Origin of the sequence: Cypionkella sinensis (genome assembly GCF_042646385.1) — a bacterium.
GTDB lineage: Bacteria > Pseudomonadota > Alphaproteobacteria > Rhodobacterales > Rhodobacteraceae > Cypionkella > Cypionkella sinensis.
Genome location: NZ_JBHRTO010000001.1, coordinates 704,003 through 727,667 on the forward strand (window position 1 = coordinate 704,003; position 23,665 = coordinate 727,667).

Genomic DNA, 23,665 nt, shown 5'->3' on the forward strand with positions numbered 1-23,665 from the left:
TGCAGCCTTGCGGGCTTTGCTGGCGGCGACGCGGTTTGTCGCAAATGGCCGGGGCTTGCGTTTATCGCCGCCGCTCCGTTACGCTGTCATAATGCCGATCCTGAACACAAAGCTGCCGCTGCACCCTTGGGCCGATCCGCGCACCGCACGTCTGCCGGGCATCCAGCCGATTGCCGATGACAGTTGGATCACGGTTTGCGACGCCTATGCCGCCCAGATGGCCGAGCGCGATCGGTTGATCGCCGAGACGCCCGAACTGGTCCACGCGCTGCCCGTCACCGCGATGCCTGCGGCTTTGGAGTTGTATGATCGGGTGCTGGACAAGCTTCATGGAATGGCGGGGTTTGTGGTGGACGCGGATAGCGTACAGCGCCCGGATGGGGTGCGGGTTGCTTTGGACTGCGATCAGCCGCTGCTGACCCTCGGGCGGCTGGTGCAGGAAGATCTGTGTCTGATGCAGCGGGTGGGCTACGAACATGCGCTGACAGCGGCGGTGCTGTGTTTTCCGGCAAGCTGGACGCTAAGTGAAAAACTCGGTCGCTCGATGGTCGGGATTCATCTGCCAGTCGAAAGCTATACGCCCGATCTGGCGCGACGGGTGCAGCGGTTGTTTGATGCGATCCGCCCAGAACAGCCGTTGTGGCGAATGAATTTTCATATCTACGAAAACCCCGCGCTGTTTCACCCCCGTCGCGAGGGCGATCCGCATCCGAAGGCGCGCGCAGGTGCCTATATGCGGGCCGAGCGGCAATGCCTGCTGCGCCTGCCACAGGCGGATGCGGTCTTGTTCAGCATCCACAGCTATCAGGTGCCGCTGCACAGCCTTGCGCCCAGTGATCTTGCGATCCTGAGCGACTTGGGCGTGATGCAAAAGACCAATTAGCCGATCAACGCCGAGGCCACCGGCCCTTGCAGCAAGGTCGATGCAAATCCGGTTGCCACCAGTGCCGCCGAGGTCAGCCGCATATTCTCGCCGCGCAGCACCGAATAGGTCAGCATCGCAGCTCCCACCGGCAGCGCCACCATGATCAGCGTGGCATTCATTGTATGCGCCGCAAGCCGCATTTGTGGCGAGACCAGATGCGGCGGCGGTGCATCCTCGACCGGGTAGAGTGCTTCGCGCAGGCGGGCGAGCTCCGGGTCGCGCGGCGGCGGAATATCCGGGGTGTCATTGCTGGCGTGGAAACCGCGCGCGTAGACCGCATCAACATTGCGCTCGTTCAGCAGCGAAAAGATCGGATGATCCGGGTCGGCGCGCTGGCTGGATTTTGGCTTGGCATAGGCGAGCGAATCGATCACCTCAGAGGTGACGGGATGCGCCCATTCGTGCCAGAACACCGCATCCGGGTTCAGCCGCGCCTGCACCCGCTCTACCAGCTTGGAACACAAAGCTTCATGCCGCACCGCTGGGTGACGGCGTCTTGGGCTGGCGTTCAGCCGCGGCGGCAGATGCGACGGCCCGACCGAAAGCGTCAGCGAAGCAGAGATGCCGGGGCGGGGTTTTTCTGCCGTTGCAAGGACAATCCTTGTGCCCGGCATATCAAAGCTTGCCAAATCCTCGCAATCCCAGGTGAGTTGGCGATCCTTGTCGTGGAAGCGCGCCAGAACAGCATCCAGATCGGCCACAAGACGGGCAAAGTTCAAGTTGGGCGATTGTAGAAACAACAACTCGGCAATCGTACTGAACTGTATATCGGGATGAACCTTCATCGCGAGACCTCCATCAGTGGTTGTATCGTTTTGCCCCCTGATTGTGCCTGCATCTGGAAGGTATTGCGGCGTTTACAAGTTATTAACCGGAAGTTGAGTGCTGTTTCCGCCTTAATTCACTATCATGACGAATCCGCTGCATTGTCCACGGCAACGGCTGAAATGCGAAAGGCCGCCCAGATGGGGCGGCCTTTGCATGCGATTGCTCTGCACTTAGCAGGAGTAATACATCTGATACTCGATCGGATGCGGAGTGTGTTCGTAGGCGTAAACCTCTTCCCACTTCAGCGCCATATAGGCTTCCAGCATCGGACGGGTGAACACGTCGCCTGCCAGTAGGAAGTCCATGTCCTTGTCCAAAGCTTCCAGCGCCTCGCGGAGCGAGCCGCAAACGGTCGGGATTTCGGCCAGTTCTTCGGGCGGCAGATCGTAGAGGTCTTTGTCCGAAGCCGGGCCCGGGTCGATCTTGTTGCGGATGCCGTCCAGACCAGCCATCAGCAGGCCTGCGAAGGCCAGGTAGGGGTTTGCCGACGGATCGGGGAAGCGAGCCTCAACACGTTTGGCTTTCGGCGATTCGGTCCACGGAATACGCACAGCACCCGAGCGGTTACGGGCCGAGTAAGCCAGCAGAACCGGTGCTTCAAAGCCCGGGATAAGGCGTTTGTAGCTGTTGGTGCCGGGGTTGGTCAGCGCGTTCAGGGCTTTGGCATGTTTGATGATGCCGCCGATGAAATACAGCGCCTCTTGGCTAAGGTCAGCGTATTTGTCGCCCGCGAACAAGGGCTTGCCGTCTTTCCAGATCGACATGTTCACGTGCATACCGCTGCCGTTGTCACCCTTCATCGGTTTCGGCATGAAGGTTACGGTCTTGCCGTAGGCGTGCGCCACGTTGTGGATCACGTATTTGTATTTCTGGATGTTGTCGGCTTGCTCGACCAGACCACCGAAGATCATGCCGAGTTCGTGCTGGCAGGTCGCCACTTCGTGGTGGTGCTTGTCCACACGAATGCCGATGCGCTTCATGGTCGACAACATCTCGCCGCGCAGGTCTTGCGCTTCGTCCACCGGGTTCACCGGGAAATAGCCGCCCTTGTGCGCCGCGCGGTGGCCATAGTTGCCGCCTTCGGTCACGGTGTCGGTGTTCCAAGCTGCGGCTTCGGCGTCGATCTCATACGAGACTTTGCGCGGGGTGATCGAATATCGCACGTCGTCGAAGATAAAGAATTCAGCTTCGGGGCCAAAGTAAGCGGTCTCGCCGATGCCGGACGACTTCATGAAAGCTTCGGCTTTCTTGGCGATCTGGCGCGGGCAACGATCATAGGCTTCGTTGGTGTCGGGCTCGACCACGTCGCAATGTACGCAGAGGGTTTTCTCGGCGTAGAACGGGTCCATGTAGACCGAGGACGCATCCGGCATCAGTTTCATGTCGGATTGATCGATCGACTTCCAGCCGGCAATCGACGAGCCGTCGAACATGAAGCCTTCTTCAAAGAAGTCTTCGTCCACCAGATCGGTGACAAGCGTCACGTGCTGAAGTTTGCCTTTGGGATCGGTGAAGCGGATATCGAGATACTCGATTTCCTCGTCTTTGATCAGTTTGAGAGCTTTCGCAACTGCGCTCATCATGCTGCCTTTCGGGGTTTCGGGTTGAAGATGGGGCAGGGCGGGCCTGCCGTTGTTGGGAATGGGTTAAATGGCGTCGTCGCCGGTCTCGCCGGTGCGGATGCGGATGGCTTGTTCCACCGGGCTGACGAAAATCTTGCCATCACCGATCTTGTCGGTGCGGGCAGCCGCGATGATGGCTTCGATGGCGGTTTCAACCATATCATCCGAAAGCACGACTTCGATTTTTACTTTCGGCAGGAAATCGACGACATATTCCGCGCCGCGATACAGTTCGGTATGGCCCTTCTGACGGCCAAAGCCTTTGACTTCGGTGACAGACAGGCCCTGAATTCCGGCTTCCTGAAGGGCTTCCTTCACCTCGTCCAGTTTGAACGGTTTGATGATCGCCTCAATTTTCTTCATCGCCTGCTCCCCAGTCTGATCATACGCAGTCTGTCTACGCGCAAAATTTGGTCCTGAAGGTAGTGACCACTTCCCTGCGGGGGCTTCAATTCTGTAGGGTTTTAGAAGCGCGTGAAGGCGGTGGAAATTCTGTGGCGTGATGAAATTTTAGGCAAACTGCGTGATGTGTGGGCGGTTTGTGAACAAAAAGGTTATGAAATGAGCGAAGTGCTGACGGCGGCGCAGATGCGGGCGATTGAGGCGGCGGCGATTGCTTCGGGGGCAGTCACCGGGCTGGAGCTGATGGAGCGCGCCGGGGCAGGGGTGGTCGCTGCGGTGCTGGAGGAATGGCCGGAGATGGCGCTGACCTCGCAGCGGGCGGTGGTGCTGTGCGGGCCGGGGAACAATGGCGGCGATGGGTTTGTGGTGGCGCGGCTGCTGGCGGCGCGTGGGTGGGCGGTGGAGGTGTATCTCTATGGCGATGCAGGAAAGCTGCCGCCGGATGCGCGGGTGAATTACGAGCGGTGGTGTGAGGTGGGGGAGGTGAAGCGATTTCTCATGCGTGGCTTTTGGCCGCCAAATGCGGAGGTCGTTGTCGATGCCTTGTTTGGCATAGGGCTGAAGCGTCCTATCCCCGCAGATACTCGCGCGGCATTTTCCTATCAGCAGAAAACAAGCGGCACGGAGCGACGTGTCGCGATTGATATGCCTTCGGGGCTTTGCTCGGATAGTGGTCGGCCCTTGGGCTTAAGTGGAAAAGCAGCGCTTACCGTTACATTTCATCGGGCGAAGGTTGGACAGTTTTTGGCATCAGGTCCATCAATGTGCGGCAAGATTGTTGTTGTTGATATCGGTTTGCCCATCGCCACTTTAAGCCCGATCATCAAGGTCATGGGGCATGTCAATGAAGCACACCACGTGCAGCAGGCGCTTCAAGTTTATGCCACTGATCTTGAGCGGCAAAGGGCGCAAAAATCTGTAAGCATTCACCTCACTGCCATCAATGGGAACGATCTGTTCAAGCGGGCGGATGGGGCTGAGGAACACGCTCGACCTGCGAACAAATTCTCCCACGGCCACGCCCTGATCGTCTCGGGTGATCACGGTCATGCCGGGGCGGCTCGGATGGCGGCGCGGGGGGCTTTGCGGATCGGGGCGGGGTTGGTGACGGTGGCCTCGCCGCTGGGGGCGATGGCCGAGAATGCGGCGCGGTTGGATGCGGTGATGCTGCGGCCCGTGGCAGATGCGGCGGGGTTGGCTGAGGTTCTCTCCGATATGCGGATCAATGCGCTTTGCATCGGGCCGGGGTTGGGGGTGGCGCGGGCGGCGGAATTGCTGGCGGTGGTGTTGCGCGGCGGGGTAGAACCCCGCCCTACGGTATTGGATGCTGATGCGTTGACGGCTCTTGCGCAAGATCGTGGGCTGTTTGCACTGCTGCATGACCGCTGCGTGCTGACCCCACATGGCGGTGAATTCGCGCGACTGTTCCCGGATATTGCGGCGAATCTGGCAGAGCCTGCGATGAAGGGTCCGGCCTATTCCAAGGTCGATGCCACGCGCGAGGCGGCCAAGCGGGCGGGATGTGTGGTGCTGTATAAGGGCGCGGATACGGTGATTGCCGATCCGACGGGACGCTGCGCGATCAACACGGCGGTGTATGACCGCGCGGCACCTTGGCTGGCGACAGCAGGGTCAGGCGATGTGTTGGCGGGGTTCATCACCGGGCTAATGGCGCGGGGATTTGACCCGATGCAGGCGGCAGAAACAGCGGCCTGGCTGCATGTGGAGTGTGCCCGCAGCTTTGGCCCCGGTTTGATCGCTGAGGATTTGCCCGAAGAATTGCCAAAAGTGTTCCGCGCTTTGGGTGTGTAGGGAAGTCGATTTTTGCAAAAATCGGCGCCGGAATTTGTGCAAATTCCGCTTAGGCGGCCACGGACAGGCCCGTGCAGGCCAGTTCCAGCCCGCCTGCATAGATCACCGCATCTTCGTCAAAGCGCAGGGTGAACAGCCGCACCTCGGCCAGAACTTCGGCGCAGATATAGCTGCCATCGACCAGGCGCTGCGCCGGGATCAGCGCCACCGCTTGCCCGGTCAACGCCTTGGCGCGCCAGTCGCGGATCAGGATCGGCTGATCCGGCGTCACGATCATATCGGCTTCGGGGCGGTCCACGCCCAACACTCCCTGCGCGATCCGCACCACGCGGGCATTCTGCACCACCTGAGTCTCGATCGCGCGCAGCCGCAAAGCACCCAACCGGGTAATGATCCGCTCGCCGACCGTCAGGTATTCGACCGGCATCAAGCCATCCAGACTCAGCACCGGGGTTGCCAGCGCCAGACCATGACCCAGCCCGATCTGCGCTTTGGCGGCGGTCACTTTGGTATGGATGGTCATTGGCAAACCCTTTGCGTGATCTCTGCTGCCAGACTTGCCGCGAAATGGGGCGAGATTACGGTGCCGCTTCGGTTTTTTTGCAGGAATTTCCCGACAACGCCTGCGCTCACTTTTCCTCTCGCTTCCCGCGCGGGGCTTTGTTAGAAGGGCGCGGATTTCAAGGCGCATCTCCTGCCTTCCGGCAGGAATGTGGCTTGTTGACATATGCGGGTATGGCGAAATTGGCAGACGCACCAGATTTAGGTTCTGGCGCCGCAAGGCGTGGGGGTTCAAGTCCCTCTACCCGCACCAAAGATTGAGAAAAGGACGGACACATGCAGGTCACTGAAACCCTGAAAGACGGCTTGAAGCGCGCCTACACCATCACGGTGTCCGCCGCAGAGTTGGAAGCCAAAGTTCAGGAAAAATTGCTCGAGGCGCAGCCCGAGGTCGAGATCAAGGGCTTCCGCAAGGGCAAGGTGCCGCTGGCGATTCTGAAAAAGCAATTCGGCCAGCGCCTGATGGGCGATGCCATGCAGGACGCCATCGACGGCGCGATGAAAGAGCATTTCGAGAAAACTGGCGACCGTCCGGCCTTGCAGCCCGACGTGAAGATGATCGGTGGCGAGACCTGGAAAGAAGGTCAGGACGTTGTGGTCGAGATGGCCTACGAAGCCCTGCCGCCGATCCCGGAACTCGACGCCAGCAAGATCAAGCTGGACCGTCTGTCGGTGAAGGCCGATGAGGCTTCGGTCGAAGAAGCGCTGAAAAACCTCGCAGCCACCGCGCAGGATTTCAAGGACCGCAAAGCTGGCGTCAAAGCCAAGAGCGGCGATCAAGTCACCATCGACTTCAAAGGCTCGGTGGATGGCGTGGAATTCGAAGGCGGCTCGGGCGAAGATTACCCGCTGGTGCTGGGCTCGAACTCGTTCATTCCGGGTTTTGAGGATCAACTGGTTGGCGCCGCTGCTGGCGACGAAGTTTCGGTCAATGTGACCTTCCCGGAAGCCTATGGTGCGGCCCATCTGGCTGGCAAAGCGGCGGTGTTCGCCTGCACGGTCAAGGCGGTGAAAAAGCCGGTTGCGGCGGCACTGGATGACGAGCTGGCGAAGAAATTCGGCGCGGAAGATCTGGCGGCGCTCAAAGGTCAAATCTCGGAACGTCTGGAAGCCGAATACAAGGGCGCGTCGCGCGCTGTGCTGAAGCGCTCGCTGCTCGATCAACTCGACGGTCTGGTGAAGTTCGACCTGCCGCCCGCGCTGGTCGATGCCGAAGCAGCCCAAATAGCGCATCAACTGTGGCATGAAGAAAACCCGGATGTGCATGATCACAACCACGGTTCGGTTGAGACCACCGACGAGCACAAGAAACTGGCCGAGCGTCGCGTGCGTCTGGGTCTGGTTCTGGCTGAAATCGGCCGCAAAGCCGAAGTCACCGTGTCGGATGCTGAAATGACCCAAGCGGTGCTGGCGCAAGCGCGTCAATACCCGGGCCAAGAGCGTCAGTATTTTGAGTTCGTGCAGAAGAACCCGCAGATGCAACAGCAACTGCGCGCGCCGATCTTTGAAGACAAGGTTGTCGATCACATCGTGGCTGGTGCCAAAGTGACCGAGAAGGAAGTTTCCAAAGAAGAGCTGCAAAAGTTCATTGAAGCTTTGGACGAGATGTAATCTCAGCTTTCTGTTACTGATCCGGGGCCGCCTCATTGGGGCGGCCCTTTTTCTATCGCACCCGGAGACTGTTATGCCCGATTTCCTGACCGATCTGCCCGTTGATGGCATCATGGAATGCCTCAAACGCTCGCCGGGGCACGAAGTGCGTTCGGGCAAGATGGATGGCCCGGAAAGTTCCGCTGCATTGACCGCAAATGCCTTTGGCTGGTTTCTCAACCGGGCCGACGCACTGCCACCCTTGCCGGGCGTGCCAGCGGGGCAAGTGGCCAGTGTCACGCTTGAAGCCGAGATGCGATATCCTTGGGCTGAGGGGCGGCATCCTTGGCTGGATGTGGCGATTGAAACCCATACCACGCTGATCGGCATTGAGGCGCGGCGCTATGAGCCGTTTCGCCCGCTGAAAGCGCATGGTTTTGCCGAGATCATCGACCGCCCGGTTTGGGGCGAAAAGCTGCCGGGCTTTACCAAGCTGCGCGATGAAATGGTCGCAGGCGAGGCCGGGTTTCAGACGTTGGACGCGGTGCAGTTGATCAAATCAGCCTACGCGATCCTGACGCGTGCCGAAAAGCGTGCCTTGGGCGGCGTGCTGGTCTATCTTTATGCCGAGCCTGCGACCTGGGCCTCTGGCAAGCCGGTGGACCCGAAACGTCTGGCGCTGCACCGGCGCGACGTGGCACAGTTTGCCAAACGGGTAGCGGGCGACACTGTCAGCTTCGTGGCCCTGCGTTGGGAGGATGTGCTGGACCAATGGGCAGGCTCGCCCCGGTTGGCCAGCCACGCGGCAGCGCTACGGCAACGCTTCGGCGCGTTGGGGTGATTTGCGGCGCTCGTTCATCAGCACGAATAGCCCCGCGCCTGCGATAATGCCTATGCCGATCCAGCCTTGCATATCCGGCCAGTCACGCCAGAACAGCCAGCCCCACAGCACCGACCAGATCAGCCCCAGATATTCGAACGGCGCCACCACCGAGGCCGCCGCAATGCGGTAGGCTTGCGTCAGCAGCCACAGCCCCATCGAGGCGACAACGCCACAGGCCATCATCAGCCCCAGATCGCGGGTCGTTGGCGTGATCCAGCCACGGGTGAGGAAGGCAAGGCTCGCGTGGCTGGTATTGGTGTGGCTGCCGTCGTGGTAGTAAAACGCCATCAGCGCGGCACCGCTCAGGAAAATCACCGTTGACCAGAAGGCTAGGGCGGCAGCGGTCTCTGTCCCGCCCATCTTGCGCGCGGCGATCATCGACATCGCATAGGTCAGCCCCGACAGGATCGGCAGCAGCGCCGCCCAGTCGAACAGATCAGATCCCGGCCGCACCATGATGATCACGCCCAGAAACCCGGTCAGTACCGCGATCCACGACACGGCGCTGACCTTCTCGGCCAGAAACAGCACCGATAGCACGGTGATGAACAGCGGGCCCGAGTAGTAAAGCGCCACCGTGGTCGGCAGCGGCAGACCGGCAAGTGCGATGTAAAAGCTGAAATAGGCCACGAACATCACCAGCCCGCGAAGCAGCATCTTGCCCACGCCCGCGCTGAACAAAGTGCGCAAACCGCCGTCAAAATGCGCGAAGGCCAGCAGGAACGGAATCGAGGTCAGGCCGCGAATGATCATCGCCTGATACAGCGGATAGCCGCCCGAGATCAGCTTCAGGATAAGATCCTGCACCGAAAACACACTGATCCCGGCGATCAGATAGAGGATACCCAAACTGGTGGCTGTGCTGCGCATTTGGGCAAGCTAAGCCCCCCGCCCGCGCGGGGCTGGTCGGTTTACGACATGGTTTGATCAAAAGCGCTAGCTTGACAATCGCAACCTGTGATCCGTTGGCAGCCCCGCATGCCAGCGAAAGTGTTGTGTCAATACAGGATGATATCCGACGCAACCATGCTGACATTGCCCTCAAACTGCATCAGCAGGAATGCACCAAAGCCGTTGTCCGTCCACAGCAACTGACTCATGTCTGTTGTTGAGTCATAATTCAGCACAAATCTGCCCGGATTGGACAGGCTGCCACCAATCTGGAACTCGGTTGGGTCAAGCCTGCCAGGACCGGGCGACAGCACGCCCAATGATGCGCTGGAATAGCGGATGCGATCCTCGCCGCTTGTGAAATCGGTGATGGTATCTAGCCCATCCTCCGCCACACTAAACAGAAACACATCCGAACCCGCGCCACCGGTCAATATGTCAGAGCCTTGGTCGCCGCGTAGAGTGTCTCGGCCATCGCCACCATACAGTTCGTCACTTTCCCGCCCGCCGTATAAGTGATCGTTGCCCGCATCGCCGAAGACTTGATCGTCATGTCTTTGACCGAACAGCCGATCATTGCCGTCGCCGCCAAAGATCTCATCCGCCTGCCAGCCGCCGTACAGCAGGTCATCGCCTGATGCACCAAACGCCGTATCGTCACCGTCACCACCGTAAAAGCTGTCATTCCCGGCACCGAGACTGGCAATATCGTTCAGCGATCCGCCGCGGGCATCATAGCGCTCGAAGCCGGTGATCACGGACAAGCTGCCGTCATCAACCCGGCCATTCGAGCCATCAACGATGAAATACAGCGGAGAGCTATCGCTCTGCGCTAACAGCACATCATCGCCGATACCGCCGTTCAGCGTATTGGCAACGCCGGTGATGATATAGGCAACTGTATCGTCGCCCCCAAGCGCGTTGACCCGGTTCGCTCCGCCCGCGACCGATAGAAAATCGTCGTACCTGCTGCCGATCACTGTGTCGTTGCCATCGCCCGCCAGCAGGAACAACTCCTCCATCCCGACAAAGTTCAAATACGACCCATCGGTCGCCGAGGCAAAGCCAGTGCGGAAATCAATCGAAACCGCATCATTGGTAAATACCGAAGGCCAAGAAAGAAGCAGCGTGTCGATTCCGCTGCCACCAAACACCGCCGCATTCTGCGTTTGCGTAACCAGCACCACATCATCGCCCGCGCCGCCGTGGGCTGTGCCGGCACTGCCGTATACCAGATCGCCCAAAACGATCAGATCATCGCCACCGCCACCGTAAAGCACATCATTGCCGCCGTCATTGACCAGCGCATCATTGCCCGCGCCGCCATAAGCGGTGTCATCGCCTGCGCCGGTCTCAATCGCATCGTCGCCCAGCCCGCCATAGACAAGGTCGTCGTTCTGAAAGCTGTAGATCAGATCATTACCGGCCAGCGCATTAATGGTGTCATTGCCGGTGCCGCCGTAGATGTCGTCGTCGCCTGTGGTTGCCATGCTGAAAACTCCTGAAAATGCGGTGAATGGGCAGGATTTTATCTTTGCTGCGAGACTTGTTGGGCCGATATGCGCCCGATCCCGGTGGCTCTGCCGACGATTACTGCCTTAAAATGTGGCGGAATATCAAAATGGGTCAAGAAAAAACCGCGCGCGGTTGCCCGTGCGCGGTTTTATTGTTTTATCGGAATATGTCCCGAACCAGCCAAATTGGCTTAGTCGCGGGTCAGGTCTTCGCCTTCTTGAGCAGCGCCCATTTCCGAGAACAGGTTGGCGATCTCGAAATCGGCTTCGGCTTCTGCCTCGGCGGCGAGTTCCTGGATCGACTTGCCGGAAGCTTGCAGCGCCGCTTCTTCAACCGAACGTGCGACGTTCAGGCTGAATTTCACGGTGACTTCCGGGTGCAGAATCACCGAAACGGTGTGCACGCCCAGCTCCTTGATCGGACGGTCGAGAACGACCTGACCACGGTTTACGGTGAAGCCTTCGGCAGTTGCCGCATCGGCTGCGTCGCGGGTGGTGACCGAACCATACAAAGCACCCGAATCGGAAGCCGAACGGATGATGATGAAAACCTGACCGTCCAGCTTTTCGCCGACAGCTTCGGCTTCTTTGCGGGTTTCCAGGTTGGTGGCTTCCAGCTGGGCTTTCTTCACTTCGAACGAAGCGATGTTGCCGGCATTGGCGCGCAGCGCCTTGCCTTGCGGCAGCAGGAAGTTGCGGGCGTAGCCGTCCTTGACGTTGACGACTTCGCCCATCTGGCCAAGTTTGGCCACGCGTTGAAGCAGGATCACTTGCATATCTGGTGCTCCTTATTTCACAGCATAGGGCAGCAGGGCGAGGAAGCGGGCGCGCTTGATGGCTTGCGCCAGTTCACGTTGCTTCTTGGCCGAGACTGCGGTGATACGGGACGGCACGATCTTGCCACGCTCGGATACATAGCGTTGCAGCAGGCGCGTGTCTTTGTAGTCGATTGCCGGAGCATTGTCGCCCGAGAACGGGCAGACCTTGCGGCGGCGGAAAAACGGTTTGTTCGCCATGGTTTAGGCTCCTTTCCAAAGGCTGAGGATCAACGACGCGGGCCGCCGAACGACGGACGCTCGCCACGGTCGGGACGGTCGCCGAAGGACGGACGCTCACGACGCTCGCCGCCGAAACCACCCTCGGGGCGATCACCGCGCTCACGCTCGTCACGCTTTTGCATCTGAACCGACGGGCCGTCTGCATGAACGTCAACCTTGATGGTCAACACGCGCATGACGTCATCGTGCAGGCGCATCAGGCGTTCCATTTCCAGAACTGCCGAAGCGGGTGCATCGGTTTTCAGCAAGGCGTAGTGGCCCTTGCGGTTTTTGTTGATCTTGTAGGCCATCGTCTTGACGCCCCAGTATTCGTGCTCGACAACTTTACCGCCGTTGTCGGCCAGAACCGTGGAGAAGTGCTCAATGAGGCTTTCAGCCTGCGCGTTGGAAAGATCCTGACGCGCGATCATAACATGCTCGTAAAGCGGCATGTGTGCTCCGATCTGTCTATGTGGCGCATTTCATAGGACGGGCAAACACTTTCCGCGGCCCGTCCACGAGAGGCTGCGCCGTTACGTGGAAATGCGGAAAGATTGGGGGCTTATAGAGGAAAGTGCTGGGGATGCAAGCGTGGGCTTCAAGCCGAAAACAAACTCTGCGGGGCAGAGTTTGTCGGCTTGTTGCGCGTAAGGCGGAACGCCGTTGCGCAAGGGGCGCGGTGCAGCAACCCGACGCTTGGGAAATCGGGGCGCGCCTGACTGGCGGGCGCGAAACGCGCCTGCCGGGGGCAGGCAGGCGCGGCCCGATTTGTCGCGGGACAAATCGGGCAAGAATGGCCGACCTTGCGCTACCGTGCCGAGGCGGGCAAACCGAAAATCCGGTCAAAGCTCCATGTGAAAATGTATGTGTAGATGATGAACAGCACGATCAGCCCGGCCTCATATTGCAGCGCCGTCCACAGATCGACGCCCAACCACCACGCCATGATCGGCAATACCAACAACACCAGGCCGCCCTCGAACAGCAGCGCATGCGCCGCGCGCCGCGCCAAGGACCGCCCCTTCACCGACTGCCGCGTCTCCCATGCCTCGAACAGCCAGTTGAACGCCATGCTCCAGGTCATCGCGATCGTCGCGGTGATCGCCGACAGGATCAGCGATTGCCCCGCATCCGCATCCGACATCGCAAGCAACCCCAGCGTCGCCACCGCGATGCCAAGGGTCTCAAAGCTGACCGCATAAAGGATTTTGCGAGTGGTTGGTGTCATGGCGCAGGTGTGGATTCCGCCGCAGCCCAAGTCAAGATCGGGCGGGGCGTTGCACGAACGGATTTCGCAAGGTAAGCCATAGGAAAGAAAAGGGAGGGCCAGATGAGCCGCGCATTTGTATTTCCGGGGCAGGGCGCCCAGACCATCGGCATGGGCCGCGCCTTGGCCGAGGCCTATCCGGCGGCAAAAGCCGTGTTCGATGAGGTGGATGCCGCCTTGGGCGAAAAGCTGTCCAGCCTGATCTGGGAAGGCAGCATTGAAGATCTGACCCTGACGAAAAATGCCCAGCCCGCGCTGATGGCCACCTCGATTGCCGCCCTGCGCGCGCTGGAAAGCGAAGGCATCGGCATTGAAACGGCGGCTTTCGTGGCGGGTCACAGCCTGGGCGAATACTCGGCCCTCTGTGCCGTGGGCGCACTTGATCTGTCCGACACCGCGCGGCTTTTGCGGATCAGAGGCCAGGCCATGCAAGAGGCTGTGCCGGTGGGCGTAGGTGCCATGGCGGCCCTGCTCGGCCTCGATTTCGCAACCGCCACCGAAGTTGCCGCAGAGGCCGCTCAGGGTGAAGTCTGCCAGGCCGCCAACGATAATGATCCCGCGCAAGTGGTGGTCTCGGGCCACAAGGCCGCCGTGGAACGCGCGCTCGACATCGCCAAGGCCAAAGGCGCCAAACGCGCGCTGCTGCTGCCGGTCAGCGCGCCGTTCCATTGCAGCCTGATGCAGCCCGCCGCCGCCGTGATGTCCGAGGCTTTGGCAGGCGTGGTGATCCATACGCCGAAACTACCCGTAGTGGTCAACGTCCGCGCCGAAGCCGTGACCGAACCCGACCGCATCCGCGCGCTTCTGGTGGCACAAGTCACAGGCTCGGTGCGCTGGCGCGAATCCGTGCTGTGGATGGAGGGCGCAGGGGTAAGTGAATTCTGGGAGATCGGCGCGGGCAAGGCCCTCTCCGGCATGATCAAGCGCATCGCCTCGGGTGCCACTACCCGCGCGGTCGGCACGCCCGATGACGTGATGGCGGCCAAGGGCTAAGCGCCCGGTTTCAGCAACATCGCGGCCCAGTGCCATTCGGGTGCCAACCCGCCGCGATCCGGTCAACAGCGGCCTTTGGGTGTCGCTTGCAAAAGGACAGAACATGTTTGATCTGACAGGAAAAACCGCTCTGGTGACAGGTGCATCGGGCGGCATCGGCGGCGAGATCGCCCGCACGCTTTATGCGGCAGGGGCAACGGTCGGCCTTTCCGGCACGCGGATCGAGCCGCTTCAGGCGCTCGCCGCCGAACTGGGCGACCGTGCGCATGTGCTGCCCTGCAACCTGTCTGACCTTGCGGCGGTGGATGATCTGATCAAACAGGCGAACGCCGCGATGGGCAGCGTTGATATTCTGGTGAACAACGCAGGCATCACCCGCGACAATCTGTTCATGCGAATGTCGGATGATGAATGGCAAGCGGTGATCGATGTTAACCTGACCGCCACCTTCCGCCTCGCGCGCGGCGCTCTGCGTGGCATGATGAAGGCGCGCTGGGGCCGCATCATCAACATCACCTCGGTGGTCGGTCATTCCGGCAATCCGGGGCAGGGCAACTATGCCGCCGCCAAAGCCGGGGTGCTGGCGATGTCGAAATCCTTGGCGCAAGAGGTCGCCAGCCGCAACATTACGGTGAACTGTGTCGCCCCCGGCCTGATCGAAACCGCGATGACCGAAAAGCTGAACGACGAGCAACGCGCCAAGATTCTGGTCGGCGTACCCGCAGGCCGCATGGGCCAGCCGCAAGAAGTCGCCGCAGGTGTGCTGTATTTGGCATCACAAGAAGCTGCGTATATCACCGGCACAACACTGCATATCAACGGCGGCGGCGATATGTCATAAGGCAACCAGAAGCGGTTTGAAACCGTTTGCCTAATGCGCGTGCCCTTGCTATAGGCGCGCAAGAATACGCCAGCGGCCAATGCCCTTGGTGCCGAGCGCCCCGAAACGGGCAGGGACAAAGACCGGGGGCGACCCCTAAACGCTATAAGGAAAGAACATGAGCGACATCGCTGATCGTGTGAAAAAGATCGTCGTCGAGCATCTGGGCGTCGAAGCCGAAAAAGTGACCGAGACCGCCTCGTTCATTGATGATCTGGGCGCAGACAGCCTCGACACTGTCGAGCTGGTTATGGCGTTCGAAGAAGAATTCGGCATCGAGATCCCGGATGACGCCGCCGAAACCATCCAGACCTTCGGCGATGCGGTGAAATTCATCTCTTCCGCAGCCTGATAACTTTTAGCCTGATCCTTCCGATCACGGCGCAATAAAGCACCCCACGGGGTGCTTTTTTGTTTTGCGGATATCCGGTCTTGTTGTTTTCACCTGTTCTTAAGTATCCCCGCCGGAGGCATCCGGCATAGGCGTCAGGAGCCTCCGGCGGGGATATTTAAAAGACAGTTGAAATACCAAGCATTATCGCACGCTTTCAAACCGTGCCCGCGCTCGCCGGACTGTGCTGCGGCAGCAGCGGGCGGGCGGGGCTCGATGCCCTGCCAGCCCGCCGCTGGTTCTGGGTCACTCTGCCGCCAAACCGGACAGGCGCGGCGCCGGTTTTTGGGCTTGCTCTGCTTCAAGCGCCGCAATCCGGGCTTCCAGAACTTCGGGCGAGGCGGGTTCGAATTCCGCCTCTTTCGGGCCAATCACGCCGCGGAACAACCGGGCGATAAGGCGCGAGAGGTCGTCCATGATCAGATAGAACGACGGCACCACCACAAGGCTCAGCACGGTCGAGACGATAATCCCGCCGATCACCGCCGTCGCCATCGGCGCGCGGAACGCACCGCCTTCGCCCACCCCCAAAGCCGAGGGCAGCATCCCTGCCGACATCGCAATCGAGGTCATCACGATCGGCTGCGCGCGCTTGTGGCCGGCCTCGATGATCGCCTCCAACCGGCCCATGCCATGCCGGCGCATCTCGATCACGAAATCCACCAGCAGGATGGCATTCTTGGTCACAATCCCCATCAGCATCAGAATCCCTATCAGCACCGGCATCGACAGCGCCGAATTGGTCAGGATCAGCGCCGCCGCCACACCGCCAATCGCCAGCGGCAGCGACAGCAGGATGGTAAACGGCTGGATTGCCGATTTGAACAGCAGGATCAGCACGGTCAGCACCAGCATCAGCCCCATCAGCATGGCCTTGCCAAAGCTTGCGAACAATTCGGTCTGCACCTCGGCATCGGCGGATTCCTTGACCACCACGCCTGCGGGCAGCTTGGTCGCCTTGACGATCTCGGCCAACCGCGTACTGGCGGTGCCAAGTGCCACACCCACCGGCAAGGATGCGCCAATCGTGGCCTGCCGCTGGCGGTTCAGCCGCTTCACCACCGAAGGCCCTTCACCGATCACGATATCGGCCACGGCAGACAGCGGCACCGTCGCCCCGGTATTCGTGGTAAGCTTGGTTGCCGCGATGCGGTTCATATCCTCGCGTGAGGCATTGGCCAGTTGCACCCGGATCGGGATCAGCCGGTTGTCGATGGACAGATTGGCCAAGGACACATCCAGATCGCCAATCGTTGCCACCCGCACCGTGGTTGCGATGTCTTGCGTGGTAATCCCCAGCCGTGCGGCTTCTTCGGCGCGCGGGGTGATCTGCACTTCAGGGCGCGGCAATGCGCCTTCCGAGCTGACATCAGCCAGCAGCGGTTCCACCCGCAGCGCCGATTCCAGCGCCGCCGTTGCGGTGTTCAGGTCGGCCTCGGAACTTGCGAGGATCGAATAGGCGATGTCACGCTCACCCCGGTCGTTCAGCTTGAAGGCACGGATATCGGGCACCGTGGCAATGCTGTTGAAGATTTCAGCTTCGATCACGTTCTGCTGCACCGTGCGGCCGTGGTTTTCCACCTCGGGCACCAGCGCGCCCAGCAGCGGGATTTTGCGGCCAAGCTGCGACAGTTTCAACAGCAGGCTTTGATCCAGCTTGACCAAAGTTACCGTCACCGATGCGCGGCGCACGTCGAGATCGCCTTTTGGCGAGGCGCCGCCAATCACAAACACATTTTCGACCCATGGCACGTCCTTGATGTGATCGCGGATTTCTGCCGTTGTGCGGTCGGTTTCCGCCAACGTCGATCCGGGTGGCAGTTCGACCGAGATCGAGATCCGGCTGACGTCCTCGGGCGGCAGGAATGAGCCTGGCACTTTCAGCATGTAGAAGATCGAAACGATCAGCACGCCAATCGCCGTCAGCAGCGTGAAGTAGTAAGCCGGAAAACGGCGGAATTTGCCAGATTTGGCCTTCGGCAAGAACGGCAGCGGCAGACCACCTTGTGTAGTGATTTTGACCAGCCGCAGATAGTTGCGCATGAACCAGCCGTCTTGCCCGCCTTCATGGTGTCCGACATTGGCGTCCTTGGCGCTCATCAGATACGCCGCCATCATCGGCGTGATCAGGCGCGCGACCAACAGCGAGAACGCCACCGCAATCGCCACCGTCAGACCGAACTGGCGGAAATACTGCCCCGGAATCCCGCCCATGAACGACACCGGCATGAACACTGCGATGATGGTGGCGGTGGTGGCCATCACGGCCAGACCAATCTCATCCGCCGCTTCAATCGCGGCGCGGTAGGGGGTCTTGCCCATGCGGATGTGGCGGGCAATGTTCTCGATCTCCACGATCGCATCGTCGACCAGAATCCCCGTCGCCAGCGTCACCGCGAGGAACGATACGAGGTTCAGCGAGAACCCCAGCATATCCATCGCCCAGAATGTCGGCACCGCCGACAGGGGCAGGGCGACGGCGGTAATCAGCGTCGCGCGCCAGTTGCGCAGGAACGCCATAACCACCAGCACCGCCAGAAGCGCACCCTCCATCAGTGTATGCAGCGCGGATTCGTAGTTGCCATAGGTGTAGAACACCGTCTCATCGACCAGCTTGATGCCGACATTCGGGTGATCGTTGCGGATCTGATCCAGCGTCTGGTTGACGGTTTCGGCCACCGAGACCTCGGACGCCCCCTTGGCGCGGAACACCGAGAAGGTCACAACCTGCTCACCATTCAACCGCGAAAAGCTGCGCAACTCTTTGTAGCTGTCCTGCACATCGCCCAAGTCGGACAAACGTACATGCCGCCCCGAGGGCAGTGCAATCGTGGTGCTGGCCAGACCCTGCACGGTGCCCGCATCTCCTAGCGTGCGGATCGCCTGCTCACCCGAGCCGATTTCCGACCGGCCCGAGCCAAGGTTGGTGTTGGTCGCGCGCAACTGCCCGTTCACAGCGGCAGCCGAGATGCCAAAGCTGTTCAGCTTCACCGGGTCCAGCGCCACCAGAATCTCGCGATCTGCGCCGCCAAAGCGGTCAATCCGGCCAACACCGGGGCGACCCTGCAAGCCCCGCACCACCACGTCATCGACAAACCACGAAACTTCCTCAATCGTCATATCCGGCGCAGACACCGCGAATGTCATGATCGCGTTGCCCTCAACGTCGATCTTGGTGACTTTCGGCGTATCCACAGCCGCAGGCAACTTGCTGCGCACCCGGTCCACCGCGTCTTTCACATCCTGCAAGGCCTTGTCGGTCGGCACTTCGATGCGGAACTCCACCGCGGTCGAGGATTGGCCATCCACCACCGTCGAGGTGATGTTTTTCACGCCGGTAATCCCCGCCACCGCATCTTCGACGATCTTGGTGACTTGGGTTTCCATCTCGGCAGGCGCCGTGCCTGCTTGCGTCACAGTGACCGCGATCACCGGCACGTCGATATTGGGAAAACGGGTGATCGGCAGCGCGTTGAACGACTGCCAGCCCAGCACCATCAGGATGAAAAAGGCTAGGATCGGGGCCAGCGGATTACGGATCGCCCAGGCAGAAATGTTCATGGCCGCGCCCTTAATTGCTGTCAGTGGCAGCGGCCACGACCGGATTGATATGATCGCCGTCGCGCACGAAAGCGCCCGCCTTGGTGACAACCTCGTCGCCCACCTTCAGCCCGTCCAGCACCTCGACCCAGCCGCCATCGCGCACACCTGCAGTGATATCGCGTTGCGAGACCAATGCCCCCTCGACCACCATCACCGAGGTCTTGCCGCCCGAAGATTTCACCGCCGTGATCGGCACAGCCGCCGCATCACCCTCATGCACCAGAACGCTGGCTTCCACATACATACCGGGGCGCACCGCACTGGCATCGTCAATCGCGATACGCACACGGCCCAGGCGGGTCACGGCATCAATGCTCGGCTCCACCAGCGCGATCTTGCCGCCCAAAGGCTTGTCCAGCCCCACCAGCCGCAAGGTAGCAGTTTGGCCAACCTCAAGCCGTGTCAAATCGGCCTCAGCCACATCGGCACGCAACTCCAGCGCGCCATCACGGATCAGCGTGAACATCGGCTGACCTGCTGCCGAGGCAATCGCCCCCAGTTGCGCATTGCGCGCAGTGATCTCGCCCGCAAAGGGCGCGGTGACTTCGGTCCGCGACAGTTGCAGATCGACATTGGCCAGTTGCGCCTCGACCAGCGTTTGCTGTGCCTTGGCAGCCTCCAGCGATTGCGTCGCCACCGAGACCTGCGCCTGTGCCGATACCGCCCCGGCCAGCGCCGAATCCGCCGCTGCCTGACTGGCCGAGCCTTGCGCCTTCAGCTTTGTTGTGCGGTCGGCAGTGCGCTGCGCTTCGGCAGCAGACGATGTCGCCGCAATCACCTGCGCCTGCGCCTGTGCAATCTGCGCCTTGGCCGCCGCCAGCGATGCCCCCAACTGCGCCTTTTGCAGATCAAGGGTCGAACTGGACAGTCGCGCCAGCACTTGCCCCGCCACGACCCTGTCGCCGACATCCGCCAGCAAGGCCTCGATTGGTTGCCCCTCGATCAGTGGTGCCACCTGAATGGTTTCCTGCGGTGCCACCAGCCCCGAGGCCAGCACCACATCGCGCAGATGCCGGGTCTCGACCTTCGACACGGTGATGGCCGGCAGCACCTGCACACTGGCTTCTGCCGCTGCACCCTCAGATGTTGCGGCTTCGGCGGTCTGGGCAAGGCTGGGTGTGGCAGCGGAGAATTGCAGAGCCACAACAGCGAACACAAAACGGGACATATTCATAAATCAGCCTTTCACGCTGCTGGCGCCAACTTCGTCTAAGGTTTGGTCAATAATACGCAAAATCATCGCGTTCAGATCATTGCGCACCGTCTCGTCTTTCTGCGGCATCATCGCCGAGGATTTCACCAGCATCACGATCAGTGCCGCATGAGCGGCAAACTGCGTGCGGGATTGCTCGAGGCTAACACCACAGGCTTTGGCAAAAGCCTGCAACAAGTAGTCAACAATCGTGGTTTCCATCAGGCCGCAGGCAACACCGATTTCGGGTTTGCGAAGGGCGGTTGCGGTGATTTCGGCCCACAACGCGCCATCTTTGTTGCATTGATGCTCAACCAGCTTGATCCGTACTTGTTGCCGCATCGTTGCAATCGGGTCATCCGAGGCGAAGATCGGCAGGAAGTCGCGGGCCATGTCCTCAATATCCAGCGCAATTAGCGCCTGCACGATGGCAGCCTTCGACGCAAAATAGCGATAGAAATTGCCCACGCTCATGCCCGCGGCGCGCGCAAGGTCTTGCATGGATGCGCCGTCAAAACCCTTTTCGGCAAAGGCTTGCCGCGCGGCCACCAGAATTTCGGACACCCGCGCATCGGCAGGGCTGTCAGGTGCGGGGTGGGGTAGGCTGACGGTATCGGCAGAAGGCACGATGCATCCTCACAGAATGAACGTTCATTCATTACCATTGCTGCACTTGCACGGTCAAGCAAAATTCCGCCGGTAACTGCCTCGGCGATAAACGGCGGCGCATTGCTGTTTGCGGGCCGCTCAGTTGCGCAGCACAGCGGGGGCGTGTATCACGCGGAAAACCACTGCGGGGGATATAGATGCGTCGGGTTGTCATTACGGGTCTGGGAATGGTCACGCCGCTGGCTTGTGGCGTCGAAGAAACCTGGAGCCGCCTTTTGGCCGGGCAATCCGGGGCGGGGCCGATCACCCGCTTTGATGCCTCTAATGTGGTAACGCAATACGCCTGCGAAATTCCCTTCGGCGATGGCAGCGACGGCACCTTCAATCCCGACGATTGGATGGAGCCGAAAGACCGCCGCAAGGTCGATGATTTCATCCTGTATGGCATGGCAGCAGCCGTGCAAGCGGTGCGCGACAGCGGCTGGGAGCCTGCGACCGAAGAAGACCGTGAGCGCACCGGCGTGATGATCGGTTCTGGCATCGGCGGGTTGACCTCGATCGCCGAAACCGCCGTGCTGATCAAGGAAAAAGGCCCCAAGCGCGTCTCTCCGTTCTTCATCCCCGGTTCGCTGATCAACCTGATCTCGGGCCAGGTCTCGATCCGTTTCGGCTTCAAAGGCCCGAACCACGCCGTTGTGACCGCTTGCTCGACCGGCGCGCATGCCATTGGCGATGCGGCGCGACTGATCCAGTGGGGCGACGCCGATGTGATGCTGGCAGGCGGTGCCGAAGCGCCGATTTCGGAAATCGGCATCGCAGGCTTCAACGCTTGCAAGGCGCTGTCGACCAAACGCGGCGACGATCCGACCAAAGCCAGCCGCCCCTATGACGCCGACCGCGATGGCTTCGTGATGGGCGAGGGCGCAGGCGTGGTGGTGCTGGAGGAATACGAACACGCCAAGGCACGCGGCGCGAAAATCTACGCCGAAGTCCTAGGCTATGGCCTGACCGGCGACGCCCACCACATCACCGCCCCAGCCGAGGATGGCGACGGCGGCTTCCGCAGCATGAAAATGGCGCTGAAACGCGCCAATATCGACCCTGTCGCCATCGACTACATCAACGCCCACGGCACCTCGACCATGGCCGACACCATCGAACTCGGTGCTGTCGAACGCATGATGGGCGATGCGGCAGCCAAAGCCACGATGTCGTCGACCAAATCCTCCATCGGCCACCTGCTCGGTGCCGCTGGTGCCGTCGAGGCAATCTTCTGCGTCCTCGCCATCCGCGACCAGATCGCCCCGCCCACCATCAACCTCGACACCCCGGCGGTCGAACCGAAACTCGACCTTGCGCCAAACAAGGCGGTGAAGCGCCCGATCAACATCGCTTTGTCGAACTCGTTCGGCTTTGGCGGCACCAATGCCAGCCTCGTGCTGGGCAAGGTCGCCAACTGATGTGGCGCTCCATCGCCTCCAACGCGCTGACGCTGTTCATCGTCGCGCTGATCCTGGCCTTTGGCCTGATCGCTTGGGGGCGACAAGCCTTCACCGGGCCGGGGCCCTTGGCGCAAGCCATCTGCTTCAAGGTCGATAAAGGCGCCAGCCTCGCGCAAATCAGCCGCGGGCTGGAGGCCGAGGGCGCAATCTCTGACGCCCGCGTCTTCCGCATCGGCGCGGACTACTCCCAAGCCGCCAAAGATCTGAAATTCGGCAGCTACCTGATCCAGCCCGCTTCCTCGATGGGTGAAGTTCTGACAGCCCTAACCGCGGGCGGTCAGTCCACCTGTGGGCGTGAGGTGAACTTCCGCATCTCGGTCGCCAGCGCCGAGGTCGTGCTGCGCGAGCTTGACCCCGCCACCAACCGCTATGTCGAGGTCGCCAAATTCGACCCCGCCAAGGATGCTGCCCCCACCGCCTACCTTGACGCCGCCCAAGCCCCCGACATCCGCTGGCGCATCACTTTGGCCGAGGGTGTCACCTCGTGGCAGGTCGTCGATGCCCTGAAACGCGCCGATTTCCTCGAAGGCAAGATCGACAAACTGCCCGCCGAAGGCACGCTCTCGCCCGACAGTTACGAGGTCGACAAGGGCTTTGACCGCGCCACGCTGGTCGCCGACATGGAAGCCCGCCAAGCCAAAACCCTCGCCGAACTCTGGGCCACCCGCGCCGAGGGCCTGCCCTACAAGACCCCGGAAGAAGCGCTGGTGATGGCCTCGATTGTCGAGAAGGAGACCGGGATCCCGACCGAACGCAAGCAAGTGGCAAGCGTGTTCATCAACCGTCTAGCCAAGGGCATGAAACTGCAAACCGACCCGACCGTGATCTATGGCGTGACCAAAGGCGAGGGCGTGCTGGGCCGTGGCCTGCGCCAGTCCGAACTGAAACGCGAAACGCCGTGGAACACCTATGTCATCAACGGCCTGCCGCCGACCCCCATCGCCAACCCCGGCCGCCTGAGCATCGAAGCCGCCCTAAACCCGGATACCACGCCGTTCCTTTACTTCGTAGCGGATGGCTCCGGCGGCCACGCCTTCGCCGAGACTTTGGCGCAGCATAATGAGAACGTCACCAAATGGCGGGCGATTGAAGCCGCCAAGGGCGAAGAAGCGGCGGTTGGGGTGCAGGAGTAGGCGGCAGTTGCTAACAGGCGAAACACTGTA

At 60.8% G+C, this 23,665-nt stretch carries 22 protein-coding genes and 1 tRNA gene; 10 read left to right on the plus strand and 13 right to left on the minus strand.

The genetic code is table 11. The annotated features are described in order from the left end of the window. Window positions 1–91 precede the first annotated feature (91 nt). Entirely contained in the window at window positions 92–883 is a 792-nt protein-coding gene (locus ACFOGH_RS03510) for a heme-dependent oxidative N-demethylase family protein (protein WP_380071677.1), read from the plus strand. Here ACFOGH_RS03510 and ACFOGH_RS03515 read toward each other — a convergent pair. The 3 genes from ACFOGH_RS03515 to ACFOGH_RS03525 form a co-directional block, all read right to left on the minus strand. Continuing rightward, window positions 880–1,710 carry a hypothetical protein gene (locus tag ACFOGH_RS03515; protein WP_380071678.1) on the minus strand — a complete coding sequence of 277 codons (831 nt, stop codon included), beginning with the start codon at window positions 1,708–1,710 and terminating at the stop codon, window positions 880–882. The two genes, ACFOGH_RS03510 and ACFOGH_RS03515, sit on opposite strands and share 4 nt — an antisense overlap. A gap of 213 nt (window positions 1,711–1,923) precedes the next feature. Then, a complete protein-coding gene (glnA, locus tag ACFOGH_RS03520; RefSeq protein WP_380071679.1) occupies window positions 1,924–3,333 on the minus strand; it encodes a type I glutamate--ammonia ligase in 1,410 nt (469 codons plus the stop codon). Between the two features lie 66 nt (window positions 3,334–3,399). Continuing rightward, complete coding sequence (locus ACFOGH_RS03525) at window positions 3,400–3,738, minus strand: P-II family nitrogen regulator (protein WP_380071681.1); 339 nt, start codon at window positions 3,736–3,738, stop codon at window positions 3,400–3,402. A 198-nt stretch (window positions 3,739–3,936) separates the two neighbouring features. Between ACFOGH_RS03525 and ACFOGH_RS03530 the strand changes: the two genes are divergently transcribed. Further along, on the plus strand, window positions 3,937–5,589 hold the full coding sequence (locus tag ACFOGH_RS03530) for an NAD(P)H-hydrate dehydratase (protein WP_380071683.1): 1,653 nt from the start codon (window positions 3,937–3,939) through the stop codon (window positions 5,587–5,589). A 49-nt stretch (window positions 5,590–5,638) separates the two neighbouring features. On the opposite strand, the gene ACFOGH_RS03535 is transcribed toward ACFOGH_RS03530, so the two are convergent. Then, window positions 5,639–6,112, minus strand: a complete 474-nt coding sequence (locus tag ACFOGH_RS03535) for a Hint domain-containing protein (protein ID WP_380071685.1) — start codon at window positions 6,110–6,112, stop codon at window positions 5,639–5,641. Between the two features lie 206 nt (window positions 6,113–6,318). Between ACFOGH_RS03535 and ACFOGH_RS03540 the strand changes: the two genes are divergently transcribed. The 3 genes from ACFOGH_RS03540 to ACFOGH_RS03550 all read left to right on the plus strand — a co-directional run bounded on the left by ACFOGH_RS03540 (window position 6,319) and on the right by ACFOGH_RS03550 (window position 8,581). Continuing rightward, window positions 6,319–6,403, plus strand: a tRNA-Leu gene (locus ACFOGH_RS03540). A 23-nt stretch (window positions 6,404–6,426) separates the two neighbouring features. Beyond that, entirely contained in the window at window positions 6,427–7,761 is a 1,335-nt protein-coding gene (tig, locus tag ACFOGH_RS03545; RefSeq protein WP_380071687.1) for a trigger factor, read from the plus strand. A gap of 73 nt (window positions 7,762–7,834) precedes the next feature. Continuing rightward, window positions 7,835–8,581, plus strand: a complete 747-nt coding sequence (locus ACFOGH_RS03550; protein WP_380071689.1) for a hypothetical protein — start codon at window positions 7,835–7,837, stop codon at window positions 8,579–8,581. On the opposite strand, the gene ACFOGH_RS03555 is transcribed toward ACFOGH_RS03550, so the two are convergent. The 6 genes from ACFOGH_RS03555 to ACFOGH_RS03580 all read right to left on the minus strand — a co-directional run bounded on the left by ACFOGH_RS03555 (window position 8,552) and on the right by ACFOGH_RS03580 (window position 13,293). Next, a complete protein-coding gene (locus ACFOGH_RS03555) occupies window positions 8,552–9,493 on the minus strand; it encodes a DMT family transporter (protein WP_380071690.1) in 942 nt (313 codons plus the stop codon). The genes ACFOGH_RS03550 and ACFOGH_RS03555 overlap by 30 nt on opposite strands. A gap of 128 nt (window positions 9,494–9,621) precedes the next feature. Next, on the minus strand, window positions 9,622–11,004 hold the full coding sequence (locus ACFOGH_RS03560) for a calcium-binding protein (protein WP_380071691.1): 1,383 nt from the start codon (window positions 11,002–11,004) through the stop codon (window positions 9,622–9,624). 215 nt (window positions 11,005–11,219) lie between these two features. Next, a complete protein-coding gene (rplI, locus tag ACFOGH_RS03565; RefSeq protein ID WP_380071692.1) occupies window positions 11,220–11,804 on the minus strand; it encodes a 50S ribosomal protein L9 in 585 nt (194 codons plus the stop codon). A 12-nt stretch (window positions 11,805–11,816) separates the two neighbouring features. After that, window positions 11,817–12,044 carry a 30S ribosomal protein S18 gene (rpsR, locus tag ACFOGH_RS03570; RefSeq protein ID WP_054008603.1) on the minus strand — a complete coding sequence of 76 codons (228 nt, stop codon included), beginning with the start codon at window positions 12,042–12,044 and terminating at the stop codon, window positions 11,817–11,819. Between the two features lie 29 nt (window positions 12,045–12,073). Further along, window positions 12,074–12,517, minus strand: coding sequence for a 30S ribosomal protein S6 (gene rpsF / locus ACFOGH_RS03575; protein WP_284325533.1), 444 nt, complete (start codon window positions 12,515–12,517; stop codon window positions 12,074–12,076). Between the two features lie 356 nt (window positions 12,518–12,873). Continuing rightward, the gene (locus ACFOGH_RS03580; protein ID WP_380071695.1) at window positions 12,874–13,293 is read right to left on the minus strand and encodes a PACE efflux transporter; all 420 of its coding nucleotides are present in this window, start codon (window positions 13,291–13,293) and stop codon (window positions 12,874–12,876) included. 102 nt (window positions 13,294–13,395) lie between these two features. Between ACFOGH_RS03580 and fabD the strand changes: the two genes are divergently transcribed. The 3 genes from fabD (at window position 13,396) to ACFOGH_RS03595 (ending at window position 15,557) form a co-directional block, all read left to right on the plus strand. Next, window positions 13,396–14,325, plus strand: coding sequence for an ACP S-malonyltransferase (gene fabD / locus ACFOGH_RS03585; protein WP_380071696.1), 930 nt, complete (start codon window positions 13,396–13,398; stop codon window positions 14,323–14,325). Between the two features lie 103 nt (window positions 14,326–14,428). Further along, on the plus strand, window positions 14,429–15,166 hold the full coding sequence (fabG, locus tag ACFOGH_RS03590) for a 3-oxoacyl-[acyl-carrier-protein] reductase (RefSeq protein WP_380071697.1): 738 nt from the start codon (window positions 14,429–14,431) through the stop codon (window positions 15,164–15,166). A 157-nt stretch (window positions 15,167–15,323) separates the two neighbouring features. Then, window positions 15,324–15,557, plus strand: coding sequence for an acyl carrier protein (locus tag ACFOGH_RS03595; RefSeq protein WP_054008607.1), 234 nt, complete (start codon window positions 15,324–15,326; stop codon window positions 15,555–15,557). 285 nt (window positions 15,558–15,842) lie between these two features. Here ACFOGH_RS03595 and ACFOGH_RS03600 read toward each other — a convergent pair whose 3' ends face one another. From ACFOGH_RS03600 to ACFOGH_RS03610, 3 genes are read right to left on the minus strand one after another with little or no spacing between them, the layout of a single operon-like run. After that, complete coding sequence (locus ACFOGH_RS03600; protein ID WP_380071698.1) at window positions 15,843–19,157, minus strand: efflux RND transporter permease subunit; 3,315 nt, start codon at window positions 19,155–19,157, stop codon at window positions 15,843–15,845. Window positions 19,158–19,167: 10 nt separating this feature from the next. Then, window positions 19,168–20,367 (minus strand): efflux RND transporter periplasmic adaptor subunit, encoded by a 1,200-nt coding sequence (locus tag ACFOGH_RS03605; protein WP_380071699.1) that lies wholly within the window; start codon window positions 20,365–20,367, stop codon window positions 19,168–19,170. Window positions 20,368–20,376: 9 nt separating this feature from the next. After that, window positions 20,377–21,018, minus strand: coding sequence for a TetR/AcrR family transcriptional regulator (locus ACFOGH_RS03610; RefSeq protein ID WP_380071700.1), 642 nt, complete (start codon window positions 21,016–21,018; stop codon window positions 20,377–20,379). A 179-nt stretch (window positions 21,019–21,197) separates the two neighbouring features. On the opposite strand from ACFOGH_RS03610, the gene fabF reads away from it, so the two are divergent. Next, complete coding sequence (fabF, locus tag ACFOGH_RS03615; protein WP_380071701.1) at window positions 21,198–22,460, plus strand: beta-ketoacyl-ACP synthase II; 1,263 nt, start codon at window positions 21,198–21,200, stop codon at window positions 22,458–22,460. Next, window positions 22,460–23,635 carry an endolytic transglycosylase MltG gene (gene mltG / locus ACFOGH_RS03620; RefSeq protein ID WP_380071702.1) on the plus strand — a complete coding sequence of 392 codons (1,176 nt, stop codon included), beginning with the start codon at window positions 22,460–22,462 and terminating at the stop codon, window positions 23,633–23,635. The genes fabF and mltG overlap by 1 nt, the downstream gene beginning before the upstream one ends. Window positions 23,636–23,665: the final 30 nt, after the last annotated feature.